The sequence below is a fragment of the Rosenbergiella gaditana genome (assembly GCF_018494065.1).
In the GTDB taxonomy this organism is placed as follows: Bacteria; Pseudomonadota; Gammaproteobacteria; order Enterobacterales; family Enterobacteriaceae; genus Rosenbergiella; species Rosenbergiella gaditana.
The window spans coordinates 33,221-48,347 of record NZ_JABBFR010000013.1 but is presented as its reverse complement, the minus strand read 5'-3'; the positions used below and the strand labels follow the sequence as shown (position 1 = coordinate 48,347).

General features: G+C 47.9%; 13 protein-coding genes and 1 pseudogene. 9 read left to right on the top strand and 5 right to left on the bottom strand.

Annotated elements, in window-relative coordinates; all coding sequences use genetic code 11:
• The first annotated feature begins 86 nt into the window (after positions 1-86).
• Positions 87-1,292 (top strand): BaiN/RdsA family NAD(P)/FAD-dependent oxidoreductase, encoded by a 1,206-nt coding sequence (locus tag HH682_RS10540; RefSeq protein WP_214237514.1) that lies wholly within the window; start codon positions 87-89, stop codon positions 1,290-1,292.
• Positions 1,293-1,451: 159 nt separating this feature from the next.
• On the opposite strand, the gene lldD is transcribed toward HH682_RS10540, so the two are convergent.
• Positions 1,452-2,591 carry an FMN-dependent L-lactate dehydrogenase LldD gene (gene lldD, locus HH682_RS10535; protein ID WP_214237561.1) on the bottom strand — a complete coding sequence of 380 codons (1,140 nt, stop codon included), beginning with the start codon at positions 2,589-2,591 and terminating at the stop codon, positions 1,452-1,454.
• Between the two features lie 130 nt (positions 2,592-2,721).
• On the opposite strand from lldD, the gene HH682_RS10530 reads away from it, so the two are divergent.
• From HH682_RS10530 to HH682_RS10515, 4 genes are all read left to right on the top strand, one after another.
• A complete protein-coding gene (locus tag HH682_RS10530) occupies positions 2,722-3,609 on the top strand; it encodes a LysR family transcriptional regulator (protein WP_214237513.1) in 888 nt (295 codons plus the stop codon).
• Positions 3,610-3,752: 143 nt separating this feature from the next.
• On the top strand, positions 3,753-4,928 hold the full coding sequence (locus HH682_RS10525) for a TDT family transporter (RefSeq protein WP_214237512.1): 1,176 nt from the start codon (positions 3,753-3,755) through the stop codon (positions 4,926-4,928).
• A 40-nt stretch (positions 4,929-4,968) separates the two neighbouring features.
• Positions 4,969-5,142, top strand: coding sequence for a hypothetical protein (locus tag HH682_RS10520; protein ID WP_214237511.1), 174 nt, complete (start codon positions 4,969-4,971; stop codon positions 5,140-5,142).
• Between the two features lie 178 nt (positions 5,143-5,320).
• The gene (locus HH682_RS10515; RefSeq protein ID WP_214237510.1) at positions 5,321-6,151 is read left to right on the top strand and encodes a fumarylacetoacetate hydrolase family protein; all 831 of its coding nucleotides are present in this window, start codon (positions 5,321-5,323) and stop codon (positions 6,149-6,151) included.
• Between the two features lie 65 nt (positions 6,152-6,216).
• Here HH682_RS10515 and HH682_RS10510 read toward each other — a convergent pair whose 3' ends face one another.
• Positions 6,217-7,530: an MFS transporter gene (locus HH682_RS10510; protein ID WP_214237509.1), complete on the bottom strand. Its 1,314-nt coding sequence runs from the start codon at positions 7,528-7,530 to the stop codon at positions 6,217-6,219.
• Positions 7,531-7,782: 252 nt separating this feature from the next.
• Entirely contained in the window at positions 7,783-8,784 is a 1,002-nt protein-coding gene (locus HH682_RS10505) for a LacI family DNA-binding transcriptional regulator (protein ID WP_214237508.1), read from the bottom strand.
• A gap of 150 nt (positions 8,785-8,934) precedes the next feature.
• On the opposite strand from HH682_RS10505, the gene oxlT reads away from it, so the two are divergent.
• A complete protein-coding gene (gene oxlT, locus HH682_RS10500; protein WP_214237507.1) occupies positions 8,935-10,191 on the top strand; it encodes an oxalate/formate MFS antiporter in 1,257 nt (418 codons plus the stop codon).
• Here oxlT and mmuM read toward each other — a convergent pair.
• A complete protein-coding gene (gene mmuM, locus HH682_RS10495) occupies positions 10,181-11,131 on the bottom strand; it encodes a homocysteine S-methyltransferase (protein ID WP_214237506.1) in 951 nt (316 codons plus the stop codon). The two genes, oxlT and mmuM, sit on opposite strands and share 11 nt — an antisense overlap.
• Entirely contained in the window at positions 11,118-12,521 is a 1,404-nt protein-coding gene (mmuP, locus tag HH682_RS10490) for an S-methylmethionine permease (RefSeq protein WP_214237560.1), read from the bottom strand. Before mmuP ends, mmuM begins: the two co-directional genes overlap by 14 nt.
• 125 nt (positions 12,522-12,646) lie before the next feature.
• Here mmuP and HH682_RS10485 point away from each other — a divergent pair.
• From HH682_RS10485 to HH682_RS10475, 3 genes and pseudogenes are all read left to right on the top strand, one after another.
• Positions 12,647-12,790, top strand: a pseudogene (locus HH682_RS10485) (winged helix-turn-helix domain-containing protein); the annotation flags it as partial.
• Positions 12,791-13,018: 228 nt separating this feature from the next.
• A complete protein-coding gene (gene fumA / locus HH682_RS10480) occupies positions 13,019-14,671 on the top strand; it encodes a class I fumarate hydratase FumA (RefSeq protein ID WP_214237505.1) in 1,653 nt (550 codons plus the stop codon).
• Between the two features lie 50 nt (positions 14,672-14,721).
• Positions 14,722-15,102, top strand: a complete 381-nt coding sequence (locus HH682_RS10475; protein WP_214237504.1) for a VOC family protein — start codon at positions 14,722-14,724, stop codon at positions 15,100-15,102.
• Positions 15,103-15,127: the final 25 nt, after the last annotated feature.

Here is a 15,127-nt window from a genome sequence, read left to right as displayed (position 1 = left end):
TTATTTAATTATTGTTTAACTTTTTTTTTTCTAACTAGCCAGCAGCCTGTCAGGTCACTACAATCTGGCCTTTTAGAGGGGGTTGTGTGGAAAAATTTGATGTAGTGGTGATTGGTGCAGGGGCTGCAGGGTTATTCTGTGCCGCGCAAGCGGGCCAACAAGGGCTGAAAGTTCTGGTGGTGGATAACGGCAAGAAAGTCGGACGAAAAATATTGATGTCCGGTGGCGGACGCTGCAACTTTACTAACTTATACATTGAGCCCGCAGCCTATATCTCTGCTAATCCTCATTTTTGTAAGTCAGCACTTGCTCGCTACACACAGTGGGATTTCATTGATCTTGTAGGCAAATACAATATCAATTGGCATGAAAAAACTTTAGGCCAATTATTTTGCGATGATTCGGCTCAGCAGATTGTGGATCTGTTGATGGCTGAGTGCGAGTTAGGCAAGGTCACGATACGTCTACGCAGTGAAATTCTCGACCTGCAGAGAAGTGAGTCGGGTGAATACCTATTAAAGCTTAATGGTGTAAATGTAAGTACTCGCAAACTTGTCGTTGCTTCAGGGGGGCTTTCGATGCCGGGCCTAGGCGCAACACCTTTTGGTTATAAGGTTGCTGAACAATTTGGCTTATCGGTAAAACCGGTCAGTGCAGCGTTAGTGCCTTTTACCTTACATAAGCCGATACTCGATACGCTACAACAGATTTCTGGCGTCGCCGTTCCCATTACGGTTGATGCCGCTGACGGAACGCGCTTTAAAGAATCGATGCTATTCACCCATCGCGGGCTTTCTGGCCCTGCGGTACTGCAAATTTCCAGTTATTGGCGCCCGGGGCAAGCGGTCACTATCAATCTTGTTCCTGATACTGACGTTAATCACTTTATTGAAGCACAGCGCAGCGAGCATCCGAATCTCTCATTAAAAAACAGCTTAGCCCGTATCTTACCTAAACGTCTGGTGGATAGTTTAGTCGAACTCTCTCTCGTACCTGAAGTGACGCTTAAGCAGCTCAATTCGCGCCAACAGCAACAGCTCGTCGAACACCTTACGGGTTGGGATATTTATCCAAATGGCACAGAAGGCTATCGTACCGCGGAGGTCACCTTAGGCGGAGTCGACACGCAACATCTCTCGTCTCAAACCTTTGAGGCTCGCGATGTACCCGGCCTTTACTTTATTGGTGAAGTGGTGGATGTCACGGGCTGGTTGGGGGGATATAACTTCCAATGGGCGTGGAGCTCGGCGTGGGCTTGCGCACAGGCGTTAGGTAATGCTGCAGGTCGATAAAATCAGCCAGAACCTGTGGTAAAAACTTATCTGACGCAGTTTTTCGCCCTCACTCAGCGATAGACGTTGTCAGGGTATAGAAGATAACAATCAGTTAGCACAGGCTTGTCAGCTAAGGTACCTGTTAGTTATCTTCACTGTACTCATGATATGAGTCACTTACTCGGGTAACACCAAGGCGCTGCGATCGATTTGGTTAATTGACGTGACGCCGGTGAGGGTCATTGCAACACGCATCTCCTTGGAGAATATTTCCAATAAATTTTCAACGCCACGTTGACCATCCGCTGCCAGTGCATAGGCCGTTGAGCGTCCTATTAGGCAAGCTTTGGCGCCTAATGCCAGCATACGCACCACGTCCAGTCCGGAACGAATGCCTGAATCGACCAGTACGGTCAGATCATCGCCAATTTTGTCGGCAATGGTAGGTAATGCTTTCGCAGTGGATAAGACACCGTCCAGTTGGCGACCGCCATGGTTTGAGACGACTATCCCATCAGCCCCGAAATTGACTGCGTCTTTAGCATCTTCTGGATCAAGTATTCCTTTAATAATCATGGGGCCTTTCCAGAACTCTCGAATCCACTCTAGGTCTTTCCAACTGATCGATGGATCGAAATTATGCCCCAGCCATCCAACGTAATCTTCCAATGTAGTGGCTTTACCTAAGTATTTTGAGATATTACCCAAATCATGTGGGCGACCCAGTAGGCCAACGTTCAATGCCCAGTCAGGTCGCGTACAGGCTTGCAAGATCCGTCGCGATGCTGCAAAGGGGCCTGACATTCCCGAGTGAGCATCACGATAGCGAGCGCCCGGTGTTGGCATATCGACGGTGAAAACAAGCGTAGTAATCCCCACGGCTTGCGCCCGTTCTAGCGCGTTGCGCATAAATCCACGATCTTTCAGCACGTACAGTTGAAACCAGAGCGGTTGTGAGCTTTGGGAGGCGACCTCCTCAATCGAGCATACCGAGACGGTTGATAAACAAAAAGGGATCCCTTTCGCTGCTGCGGCGTTTGCCGCTTGGACCTCTCCACGGCGAGCATACATGCCCGTTAACCCGACAGGGCTTAAAATAATAGGGAGTTCGTGCTGCTGCCCAAAGAGCGTTGTCTTAAGGCTGAGATGTTCAACATTACGCAGGATGCGTTGACGTAAGCTAATCGTGGCGAGGTCTGAGCAGTTCGAGCGCAGGGTATGTTCTGTATAGGCTCCGCCATCGATATAATCGAATAAGAATCGGGGTAGCTTTCGTCTCGCCGCTTCCCGGTAATCTGATGCCGAGGAAATAATCATAGTCATCGTTCCTATGTTTGTAGATATTCAGCCAATCAAGGGGCGACTTGCGTATAAGGTAAAGTAAGGTATTTTTAGTCATGATAAAAACAACTTTTTCAACTCAAAATAAGTCAAAAGTAGAATAGTGATGAACCTTAGAACGTTGCGAGCATTTGTCGAAGTTGTCCGTCAAGGCGGTTTTACCCAAGCCGCCGAAGTTGTTTCATTGACTCAATCATCGGTAAGTAAAGCAGTAAAAGCACTTGAAGTTGAACTGGGTGTTCCTCTTCTATACCGTATTGGCCATAAAACGGAGTTAACGGCCGCGGGGGAAATCACCTATCGACGCGCACTCGTCATACTTACGGAGAAAAACCACCTTCTCGCAGAAATTGAGGCGTTACGGGATCTCAAGGGCGGTACACTTCGAATTGGCTTACCGCCAGTCGGATGTGGCGATTTATTTGCCAAGATGTTTACAGAGTATAGAAGTCGCTACCCGCAAGTGGATATAGAGCTGATAGAACATGGCGGTAATAGATTACGTGAGTTCTTAGAGGCCGGAGCGATAGACATCGCCGCATTGTTGGTGTCGAAAGACGATGCCGTGGCATACCAAGATGTGCGTAATGAACCACTTGTCGTCGTCTTACAGGCGGACCACCCGTTATCACAATGTCACCTGCTTGATTTTAGGGATTTACAAGCAGAGCCATTTATTTTGTTTGAGGAGGGCTTTACGCTAAACCAACTGATATTGGCGGCTTGTGAACGGAGAAAGATCAGTCCTCGGATAACGGCTCGGAGTGGACAAATTGATTTTATCGTCGACCTCGTGACAGCAGGATTGGGCGTCGCATTTTTACCGCGAATGCTTGCGAATAAGCATAAACATCCAGGTATTTCATTAGTGCCTCTTAACGAGCCACATACTGACTGGCGTATAGCATTAGCTTGGCGTGCTGGAACGCAACTACCCCCCGCAGCAATAGCTTGGTTGGAGTTGGCAAAAACGCTGGCACTTTCAAAGGAATAGAGATTCATCCTTTTTTCAAAAAGAGCCCGTTATTAACTAGGAGCATAATCTTTCCTACCACTTTATCCGGTAGGTACTACAATATTTACCCGTTTTTTAAATTTAATAGGGTCGTTTATAGTTCCTCACCACAGGAGGAGCTTATGTCGCTAACAATAAAAAAAATGAATAAACCTTTTCATTCCTTGGCCTCGCTCACCGAGGTCGTGCGTTTTTTTACGCCCAATTGGTTTGCGGTAACCATGGGAACCGGTGTGCTTGCCTTAGTTCTGGCGCAAGTTGCTACGCCGGGAGGAACTCTGTTCGCTCTAGCGCGTACTCTCTGGGCGATAAATATTGGTCTCTTTACATTGTTTACTTCGCTTTATAGTGGCCGCTGGATCCTCTATCCGCAGGAAGCTTCTAAGATTTTCCAGCATCCCCAAATGTCGATGTTTCTCGGGACGTTGCCGATGGGGTTGGCGACGATTATCAACGGCTTTATTAGCTTCGGTGTACCTCTCTTTGGGAGCGTGGCGGTCGACATTGCCCATCAACTATGGAAAATCGATGCATTCCTCGCCATAGGGTGTGGCATTGGACTCCCTTTCTTTATGTTTACGCGACAATCCCATCAACTCTCCTCGATGACAGGCTTATGGTTATTGCCGATAGTCGCGGCAGAAGTGGCCGCCGCCAGTGGCTGGATTGTTGCGCCACATTTGATCGACTCCACACAGCAACAGGCGATGGTTATTATTAGTATGATTTTATGGGCATTTTCTGTGCCGGTCGCCTTATCCATGCTCGCCATTTTACTTCTGCGCATGGCCCTGCATAAGCTTCCTCCTGTTGCCTTATCTGCTACCACATGGCTAGCGTTAGGGCCGATAGGGACGGGATCATTGGGGATGTTTTTATTGAGCCAGCAGAGCATGCTACTCGCGAGCAATCCGATCTTTGGGTCTTTCAGCCATGTTGTGTCAGGATTTGGTTGGGCAATGGGGATCTTATTATGGGGGTTTGGTGCGTGGTGGTTACTTTTAGCGCTCAGTATCACCTGCCACTATTCAAGACAAGGAATTCCCTTTAATTTAGGTTGGTGGGGCTATACCTTCCCCTTAGGCGTATTTACCTTAGCAACCTTCAAACTTGCACAGCTGACCACCCTCTCATTTTTCTCAACCCTTGCGATAGTGCTTCTTATTTTGTTAAGCGGAATATGGACGCTGGTCATGGCTCAAACAGTACGAGGTGCATGGAGTGGAAAGCTATTTTTCGCACCCTGTTTACAGCAAAGTAAGGTGCTTAATGAAGATCGTGAAGAAAGGTTACTGTAAAGAATGACTGATGTGTTCTTCAAAAAATGGTTGAGGTCTAATGGAAGTGAAGAAAGGGCAAGGTAAGATCTTAGCGATACCCGATTCCGGCAATATCGATCATGTCGAAGATAATGCGCTTGCCTTACCACTTGAGAGCAGTGAGCAAGATTGTGCACAACTTACGCGTTATTATCCGGCACCTCACACGGCAGAACGTCTTGAAATTCGTTAAGTCGCGTCAAAAAAGAGGTGATTCTTGGTAAAAGTGTGGTGAAAAGATTAGCTGCGTGATCGTCGGGCTGATAGAATCAGCCGTTCACGGCGTCACCACCGCAATGCTCAACCACTCAGAGAGTTCGCTTGCAGGGATATGACGATTTTCTAATAGACATCAACGAAAGCCGAATTTTATGCAGGTATGTAGCTTTATTATTAATAGTAGTGGCCATGAAACCTTTGGCCTGGTCTGTGAACAAGGTGTGATTGATGCAGGAAAACTGCTCGACTATCGCGATTTGAAACACCTACTGGAAAATGATGGCCTTGTAGCCTTGCAGCCATTTTCTACGCGTTCAGCCGATTATGCGTTTCATGAGATCAGTTTTCTACCGGTGATTAAGACCCCAAATAAAATTTTGTGTGTAGGGATGAACTATTCAGAAAAGCGTATTGAGTTTGGTGAAACTAACCCCGCGCCAACGTTATTTATTCGTTTTGCTGACAGCCTCACCGCGCATCTCCAGCCCATCCAAAAGCCAGTCAGTAGCGAGCAGTTTGACTACGAAGGCGAGCTTGCGGTAGTGATCGGCAAGCCGGCTCACCAAGTGACCGAAGCCGAAGCACTAGATTATGTTGCGGGATATAGCTGCTTTATGGATGCCACGGTGCGTGACATGCAGTTTACCTGGTTTACTGCCGGGAAAAATTGGCCATCAACCGGTGGCTTTGGTCCATGGATGACGACTCATGATGAGATCCCTGACCCTCAGCAGCTTGAATTAAAAACGTTTTTAAACGGCGTACAAGTTCAAAAAGATTCCACTCAGAATATGGTGCACAGTGTCGCGGCAATTATTGCCTACGTTACGCACTTCACACCACTGTCACCCGGTGATGTCATTATTACCGGGTCGCCAGGAGGGGTCGGTAAATCTCGGACCCCACAACTGTTTATGTTCCCCGGTGATGATGTTGCTGTGGAAATTAGTCAGATTGGCCGCTTATCACACATTATTCGTTAAAAAGAACCGATAGCAGGGAGTCGCTATCGGTTGAACTGCGGTAAGCAACCCTTACCGCAAAACACTTAACGATTAGACGCGGCGATCCCCTTTCCCGAAGGGGTGACCGCCTCTTCGTCAGGCTGTATATCACACTGTTTAGGTAGCGTTATCGATAAGATTGCCGCAATAAGGAGTGAAACTGATAGCGCATAGATGGCGACATTATGCCCGTAGAAGTTAATCATTACGCCCACTAAGTAGGGGCCACAGAACCCCCCTAAATTACCTAAGCCATTAATTACACCCCGTGCAGCACCCGCGGCCTCTGCCGAGGCGATTCGTCCTGGAATACTCCAAAATGGACTGGTGGCGGCTTTCAGGAAGAATCCACACACGACCAAGGCGATGTAAGCGGCGACCACATGATGACGCAATACGACCGAGGCGACCAATGAGGCAGCAAAGCAGAGCAGTGACACGCAGACCCATAAGCGACGCTTTCCTGACCGGTCACTAAATAGCGAAATCACATAGATACCCGCTGCCATTGCGACAAAGGGAAGAATCGCCAAGCCGCCGACATCGGCCATGTTGCCACCCGTCAGATTCTTAAGAATGGCAGGTAGCCATAGGGTGTAACCATAGTCGCCAGTTTGGTAAAAGAAGTTCAGAAAAATTAGGATGACTAAACCACGGTTCTTAAAAACATCTCTTAATGGCGCCTTACTGACTTCGACTTTTGCTTCACGTGCTTCACATTCTGCTTTTAATTGGGTTAGTAAGTATTCACGTTCAGAATCAGGTAACCAATGCGCTTCTTCCGGACGATCACTTATCAGCGCCCACCATAGCAGCATAACGATAGCGGATAGAATCCCTTCAATAAAGAACAGCCAGCGCCAATCTAAGGCAGAAATGATTGCACCGGAGACCGGAGCGGTAAAAATACCGCCTAACGGGGCAAACATCATAACCACAGCATTAGCACGACCAAGCTCTTTTTCGGGAAACCAGTTGCTGACCATAGTTAACACTACTGGCAGCATCCCACCCTCGGCAATACCGAGTAAGAAACGTAAAAAGAGGAGTTGATATTCGTGCGTGACAAAGCCAGTAGCGATAGAGATAACTGCCCAAGCGGTTAACGAGGCTGCAATAAATTTCTTACCACTACCGTGGACGGCAATACGCCCACCTGGAATTTGTAGGAAGAGGTAGCCAATAAAAAAAATTCCGCTCACCACCCCAGCCATTTGGCTGGTGATCCCTAACTCTTGATCCATCCCCCCCGGTAAGGCAAAACTGATGTTTACCCGATCCATAAATGAGATGATACAAGCAATCAGAATGGGCACAATTATCCGATACCAACGGGTCCTTGGAACGTTATGACTCATAGTACTCCTCCCTTCAGAAAATAGATTCCTGAAATAAATCTTCGCTTATCTTCCATGAAAAATTATCCATTATCGTCTTCTTTTGCAGTCTAAGTTTATAAGCATAGTCATTATTTTCGGCAAAAGGACGGATATTTTGTGACGACTATGAAACAATGTTTTTACAAATGTTTTTGCGAGTTGTATCACGCTGAATGGTGTTAAGAAATGATGTTACGGATAACGTGATCCGACTGGGGTTTTACATAGCAATCAGGTAAGCGAAAAAGTGTCTCCCACAAGAAAATGAGTCTCAAGAATCACTTGGCTAGCGGTATTGAGTCCTTGAATGCGCTGCAGCAATAACTCGGTTGCCTGCTTACCGACTTCGTAGCGCGGGGTTGTGATACTGGTAAGACGGGGGGTAGTAATCTGCCCTATCTCCAAACCATGAAAGCCAACAATAGCAATACGCTCTGGAATATCGATACCGGCGGCTTGGCAAGCGCGTAAGACACCTATGGCTAAATCATCGTTGGTACAGAAGATGGCATCAAGATCGGGAACGCTGTGTAGCGCCTCTTGCATCATCATCGCGCCCGTTTCGATGGAGGATAGTTTCTTAGGGCTAACGTGTATGGTGGATAACCCCGTGGCGTCAAGCGCGTTGCAATAGCCCTGAAACCGTTGTTGATCGCGTAAATCAGCCATTGAACCGAAGTAGGCGATATGCTGGCGTCCCGCCTTAATCAAGGCTTGGGTCGCTTCATAGCCGGCGCGAAGATTATCAAAGCCGACGTTAATTCGATCAGGATGTGCTGCCATCCCCATCACTTCTGCCACCGGGATTTTTGCCGCCTGGAGATATTTTTCTGCTCTTAGGCTGTGGGCGGTATCCGTGAGAATTAACGCCTTAATATTAAAGGCGAGCAACGCCGCAATTTGCTCTTCTTCTTTTTGAAGAGAGTAGTCGTAGGTGACGACCAGCGTTTGATAACCATAAGCTTCAGTCACTGCCTCAATTCCGGCCAGTAGTTCGCTAAATATTTGATTATTAAACGAGGGGATAAGTACGCCAATCCGTGGGATCGATTGGCTAGTGATCTGAGGGTTATCAGTATCGGGTTTAAAACCCACCTCTTCAATAACACTGGCAATCCGTTTGGCCGTATCGGCTTTCACTTTCTCGGGGGTACGTAGAAAACGGCTAACCGTCATTTTGGTCACACCCGCTAACACAGCGATATCATTTAAGGTAATACGTTGTTTTCTCATAAATTACGTATTGAGAGAGTGGGCCCTCATTATGCCGTGAGCGATATAAAAAAGATATCTCTAGGCCCTAGACCGTTAAGTTATTTTTATCTATTGAGAGTGGCACAGCCTTTGCTTCGGTTATCGTCTAGACACTAGGGAGAAAAGCCGATGAGCGTACAAACCGAAGTAAGTATTAACCCGATACAGATCCGCTCCGCACAGAAATGGCAACAGATGGCACTAGGGCTGCTCTGCATGGCATCGATTTCCAGTCCGCAGTATGTCTGGGCGCTGTTAACCAAGCCACTCCTCGAGCGTCTTGATGTTCACTTACCTATTTTGCAAGTGACCTTTTCCTTACTGATTATCTTTCAAACTTTCTTATCACCATTGCAGGGCAAGCTGATTGATCGCTTTGGTGCACGGCGGTTAATTGGCTTCGGAACGCTATGTACCGGCGCGAGTTGGGTTGGGGCAGCTTATAGCCACTCACTTTGGATGTTATATGTGTTTTATGGGGTTGTTGGCGGTATCGGCACCGGTATTGTGTATATCGGGATAGTCGGGCAAGTGGTACGCTGGTTTCCCGAGCAACGCGGCTTTGCGGCGGGCATGGTCGCTGCAGGTTACGGTATGGGGGCCATCATGACGACCTTACCCATTTCTTTTTCGCTTAATCATTACGGGTTAACCACAACATTGGTCTTATTTGGAGTGGGGTTTGCGGCGTTCGGTGGGCTGGCCAGCCGGGGATTACGTGATGCTCCCAGCGCCAGCCCTGTTGTGAGTTACCACTCTTCAGCTCAACGTCACTACACACCCTCACAGATGCTCAAGCAGCCACTCTTCTGGCTACTATTTTTTATGATGGCCTGTATGTCCACCTCGGGACTGATGGTGACCTCACAGCTGGCGAATTTTGCGTCAGATGTCGGCGTGGGACAAATCTTGATTTGGGGAATGGCTGCGTTACCTTTGGCCATGAGTTTAGATCGCTTAACCAATGGTCTAACACGCCCATTATTTGGTTGGGTATCTGACCGGATTGGCCGCGAAAATACGATGTTTGTAGCCTTCATACTCGAAGCTGGGGCGATGACGCTATGGCTAGCATTCCGGCATGATCCGCTGTTATTTATTTTACTTTCAGGTGTCGTTTTTTTAGGGTGGGGTGAAATTTTCTCTCTTTTTCCTGCTACGTTAACCGATACCTTTGGCAGCCAACATGCGACCAGTAATTATGGCTGGTTGTATATGTCACAAGGGGTGGGTTCAATACTGGGTGGCCCGCTCGCAGCGTTACTCTATCAAGTCAGCCACGGATGGGTTCCTGTATTTAGTTTGGCTATCGGCCTCGATATTGTGACCGCATTATTGGCGATCACGATCTTAAAACCATGGCGTCAACGCTTTATCACTCGTTAGAGAGCGCATGCTGTTGCGTGGCTAATGCTTGAATATCTTTGGGTGATGTTCGGCAGCAACCGCCGATAAGTTTGGCGCCCGCGGCTACCCAATCGGACAGATAATCACTTAATTGTTGGCAGTGAGCTCCCCCATGATGCCATGTTTTACTCTTCGCATCGTAGGTCTCACCAGAGTTAGGATAGACAACCAAAGGTAAAGCGGTTAAGGCCTGCAGATGGTTCAATGCCGAGGTGGTGTCTGCTAAGGCAATACAATTAATGCCGATAGCCACGACTTGTGGCTGAGTAGCCAAGAAATTGACAACAGTTGCTAACGGCGTGCCATCACTCAGGTGGTACGCATCCTTTAGCGTGAAACTGAACCATGCTGTCGCCTCTGGGAATTCAAGGAGCAACTCACCTAACGCTTGGATTTCAGCAAAAGAGGGTAGTGTCTCGCACGCCAATAAATCAGCACCTGCGGCCAGTAGCTGCGTAATCCGTGGGCGGTGAAAATCGATAAAGGCCTTGTTGCTCAACGTATAATCACCACGATATTCTGAACCGTCGGCTAAGTAAGCTCCGTAAGGCCCAACCGAACCGGCAACCAGTGGGCGTAGTGACGCCGGGGATTCTAAAAGAAATTCCGTTCGAGCTTCTACAGCCAGCGTCACGCTACGCGCGATTAACGCTTCAGCGCGCTCGGCGCTCAGCCCTCGTTGTGCAAACCCTGCTAAGGAAGCCTGGTAACTGGCGGTAATAGCACACTGCGCACCGGCCCTAAAATAATCGAGGTGAACTTGACGAATAATGTCGGGTTGATTAATCAAGGCATTGGCTGACCAGAGACTGTCGGTGATCTGGCAGCCTCTCGTTTCAAGTTCGGTCGCGAGGGCACCATCAAGTACGATAAAGGGGGACTGTTCAAGTAGCGCATTGAGTGGATTAGTGAGAGGCATGCTTCACGTCCTTAGATTTTTTTGCAGAAGTTAAATAGTAGGCCGCATAACAACACGCAATAAAGGGAATCCCGCACCATAACGCTATTCTTTGGCTGGGGTCAAACGCTAAGCCAATACAGGCGATAAGGCATAAAATAAAGCCCAAAATAGGCAAGATCGGGAACCAAGGGGCACGGTAAGCCAGCGCCTCAACTTTTTGTCCTGAGGCCAAATAACGACGACGGAAACTGTAGTGGGAAGCACAAATACTTAGCCACACGGCAACTACCGCGAATCCAGAGATTGCAGAAAGCGCAACAAAGACAGTATCAGGAGCGATGATACTGGTGAACAGCGCTAAGATCCCGCCGAGCATGCTAATACTGATTGCGAAAACCGGTATTCCCCGTCGGTTAACCTGTGCAAACACACGAGGCAGTGTGCGTTGGTTTGCCAGCGACCATAGCATCCGTCCCGAGGCATAAAGCCCAGAGTTCGCTGCAGAAAGAATTGCTGTCAGAATAACGAAATTAAAGATATCAGCTGCATAAGGAATCCCTATTTTCTCAAACACCAGTACGAAAGGACTCTTCTCGACCCCGGCCTGTTGCATCGGAATAAGTGCCGCCAACACAAATACGGTCCCTAAGAAAAAGATAATTAAGCGGGCAATAGTGGTACGGATGGCAACCGGGATGACCTTTTCTGGGTTTTCTGTTTCTCCCGCGGCAATACCAATCAGCTCGGTACCTGAAAAAGCAAAATTTACTGCCACCATGGTCATCAAAATGGGTAATGTGCCGTGTGGGAACCAGCCTTGAGCGGTGATGTTATGTAAAAAAGGCGCAGGGGTTCCATCATGCATCGGTAATATTCCGAATGTGGCGGCAGCACCTAAGATAATAAACACTAAAATAGTGATGACTTTAACAAGTGAAAACCAAAATTCGCCCTCTGCGAAAAAGCGGGCCGAAATAATATTTAATCCGAAAATGATAATGCAAAAAAGCAGACACCACTGCCAAATAGGGACATGAGGGAACCAATACTGCATACAAAATCCAGCGGCGGTAAAGCTTGATCCTAGCGCGACTGTCCATGTCAGCCAATAGAGCCAAGCAACAGTATAGCCAGTGGCAGGCCCTAAATAACGAGTTGCATAGACATGAAATGCGCCAGTTTCTGGCATCGCGACGGAGAGTTCTCCTAAGCTTTGCATCACTAACCATACCACTAAAGCCCCGATCAGGTAGGCGAGTAGCGTTCCCGCTGCACCAGTGGTGGAGATGATATAGCCCGTGTTGAAAAATAATCCAGTTCCGATAACGCCACCCAGTGAAAGCATCACTAAATGACGGGCTTTCATTGAGCGTTTTAATGTTCCACTCTGTTCTGCTTCTGGTTGCATATGACCTTCTAAACGTTTAGACATCTAAATAGCTATCAACACTTTATACGTTGAATTTTTTTAGAATGCAAAACTCAGCCTAGGGTGAAATAAAAAAACCGGCAAAATTTTATATTTTTTTTAGTTCCTCGCTGTGGGGCCCAAATGCGGAGGACAGCCAATATCTACGGGTATATATTGGTCATTTACGTAAAAAGCTGGAGCCGGATCCGCGACGTCCTCAACACATCATTACTGAAAATGGTGTCGGTTATCGCTTTGTAGAATAATTACAGGCGAGTCTTCGTAGTCTTACCTAGGACTAATCGCTATTTTTATCGACGAAGATCACTATCCGTTATCGAGGAGTGTGCTTAAGTGAGTCGAGAGCGGGGATGACATTTGTAATGAATATGTTAATAATCACCCCACGAATGTTTCCCGGTAAGTTTGCCCTAACGCTCCACTGATAAGGAGCGGTATTGGGTGTCCTGATAATAAGTCAAGTGAGCTGAAGAATGTCGAATAAACCGTTTTTTTTCCAAGAGCCCTTTCCCCTGTCTGAAGATAAAACTGAATATTACTTACTGAGCACTGACCATGTTTCTGTCGCTGAATTTGAAGGGCAATCGGTACTGAAGGTTGATCCTGCCGCGCTTACGCTACTTGCCCAACACGCCTTTCATGATGCTTCATTTTTATTACGGGCCTCGCACCAACGACAAGTCGCCGCGATCCTCGACGACCCCGATGCGAGCGAAAACGATCGTTATGTGGCACTACAATTTCTGCGAAACTCTGAAATTGCTGCCCGTGGGATCCTGCCAACCTGCCAAGATACCGGTACCGCGATAATCGTCGGGAAAAAAGGACAGGCGGTATGGACAGGTGGGGGCGATGAGGCCGCGCTCGCACAAGGTGTCTACAACACTTATACCGAAGATAACCTACGTTACTCGCAGAATGCGCCGCTAGATATGTACAAAGAGGTCAATACGGGAACCAACCTTCCGGCACAGATTGATTTATACAGTGTAGACGGAGACGAGTATAAATTTCTCTGCATGGCGAAAGGGGGCGGCTCTGCCAATAAAACTTATCTTTTTCAAGAAACGAAAGCGTTGTTATCGCCGGGAAAACTCAAAGATTACTTGGTTGAGAAGATGCGTAGTTTGGGAACCTCAGCCTGCCCGCCTTACCATATCGCCTTTGTTATTGGCGGAACGTCTGCTGAAGCCACACTAAAAACCGTTAAACTCGCTTCTGCCCATTATTACGACAATTTACCGGCCACCGGTAATGAGCACGGGCAAGCCTTCCGTGATCATCAATTAGAGCAGGAACTGTTAGAAGCGGCGCAGAATTTAGGGATTGGTGCGCAGTTTGGCGGTAAATATTTTGCTCACGATATCCGTGTCATTCGTTTGCCACGACACGGGGCTTCCTGCCCTATCGGTATGGGCGTCTCCTGTTCCGCTGACCGAAATATTAAAGCGAAAATTAACCGTAAAGGGATTTGGATTGAAAAGCTGGAAGCGAATTCTGGTCGTTTTATTCCTGAAGCGATGCGTCAACAAGGTGAAGGGGATGTGGTCAGTATCGATCTGAATCGTCCCATGAGCGACATCTTGGCACAGCTCGCGCAATATCCGGTTTCCACGCGGTTATCATTATCTGGAACCATCATCGTGGCACGTGATATTGCGCATGCAAAATTAAAAGAGTTGATGGATAACGGTGAACCGCTACCGCAATACGTGAAAGACCATCCGATCTATTATGCGGGGCCGGCGAAAACCCCTGAAGGCTATGCATCCGGCTCATTAGGGCCAACGACTGCCGGTCGCATGGACTCGTATGTTGATCAGCTCCAAGCCAATGGCGGCAGTATGATTATGTTAGCGAAGGGAAACCGTAGCCAACAAGTGACGGATGCGTGCCATCAACACGGTGGGTTCTATTTAGGCAGTATCGGCGGACCTGCCGCAGTGCTTGCCCAACAAAGTATTACCAAATTGGAGTGTGTCGCCTATCCTGAATTAGGCATGGAAGCGATCTGGAAGATAGAGGTGACAGATTTTCCAGCCTTCATTTTGGTTGACGATAAAGGCAATGATTTCTTCCAAAATATTCAAAACAGTAAATGTCAGGGATGTGCCATCAAGGGTTAACATCAAAAGGCGTGTTTCGACACGCCTCCATTTTGCAGAGAGAGGATAAAATGTTCAGTCACGTTATGCTAGGTTCTGATGATATCGCCGTATCGCAAAAATTTTATGATGCGTTATTCACGGTGATTGGTGCTGACGCGCAAGGCATCGATGATAAAGGTCGCCTCTACTATATTAAAGGACAGCAAATGTTCTTGGTTACGCGTCCGATCAATGGCGAGGCTGCGAGCGGTGCTAACGGTGGGACGATCGGTTGGGCTCTTCCCAGTGAAGAGGCGGTGAACCAGTGGCATCGAGCAGGTGTAGAAGCGGGTGGCAGTGCAATTGAATCGCCTCCAGGCATCAGAACAGTGGGAGAGCGTGAACTCTATCTCGCCTATTTACGCGATCCTTTTGGCAATAAGCTTTGCGGCTTATACAGCAAGGCGTAATAACTGCCCCTAAGTTGGCTTATTG

Bases quoted from the DNA above. Each gene is read 5' to 3' on its own strand.
- lldD (WP_214237561.1), bottom strand. From the start codon at position 2,591: ATGATTATTTCCTCGGCATCAGATTACCGGGAAGCGGCGAGACGAAAG.
- HH682_RS10530 (WP_214237513.1), top strand. From the start codon at position 2,722: ATGAACCTTAGAACGTTGCGAGCATTTGTCGAAGTTGTCCGTCAAGGC.
- HH682_RS10525 (WP_214237512.1), top strand. From the start codon at position 3,753: ATGTCGCTAACAATAAAAAAAATGAATAAACCTTTTCATTCCTTGGCC.
- HH682_RS10520 (WP_214237511.1), top strand. From the start codon at position 4,969: ATGGAAGTGAAGAAAGGGCAAGGTAAGATCTTAGCGATACCCGATTCC.
- HH682_RS10515 (WP_214237510.1), top strand. From the start codon at position 5,321: ATGCAGGTATGTAGCTTTATTATTAATAGTAGTGGCCATGAAACCTTT.
- HH682_RS10510 (WP_214237509.1), bottom strand. From the start codon at position 7,530: ATGAGTCATAACGTTCCAAGGACCCGTTGGTATCGGATAATTGTGCCC.
- HH682_RS10505 (WP_214237508.1), bottom strand. From the start codon at position 8,784: ATGAGAAAACAACGTATTACCTTAAATGATATCGCTGTGTTAGCGGGT.
- oxlT (WP_214237507.1), top strand. From the start codon at position 8,935: ATGAGCGTACAAACCGAAGTAAGTATTAACCCGATACAGATCCGCTCC.
- mmuM (WP_214237506.1), bottom strand. From the start codon at position 11,131: ATGCCTCTCACTAATCCACTCAATGCGCTACTTGAACAGTCCCCCTTT.
- mmuP (WP_214237560.1), bottom strand. From the start codon at position 12,521: ATGCAACCAGAAGCAGAACAGAGTGGAACATTAAAACGCTCAATGAAA.
- fumA (WP_214237505.1), top strand. From the start codon at position 13,019: ATGTCGAATAAACCGTTTTTTTTCCAAGAGCCCTTTCCCCTGTCTGAA.
- HH682_RS10475 (WP_214237504.1), top strand. From the start codon at position 14,722: ATGTTCAGTCACGTTATGCTAGGTTCTGATGATATCGCCGTATCGCAA.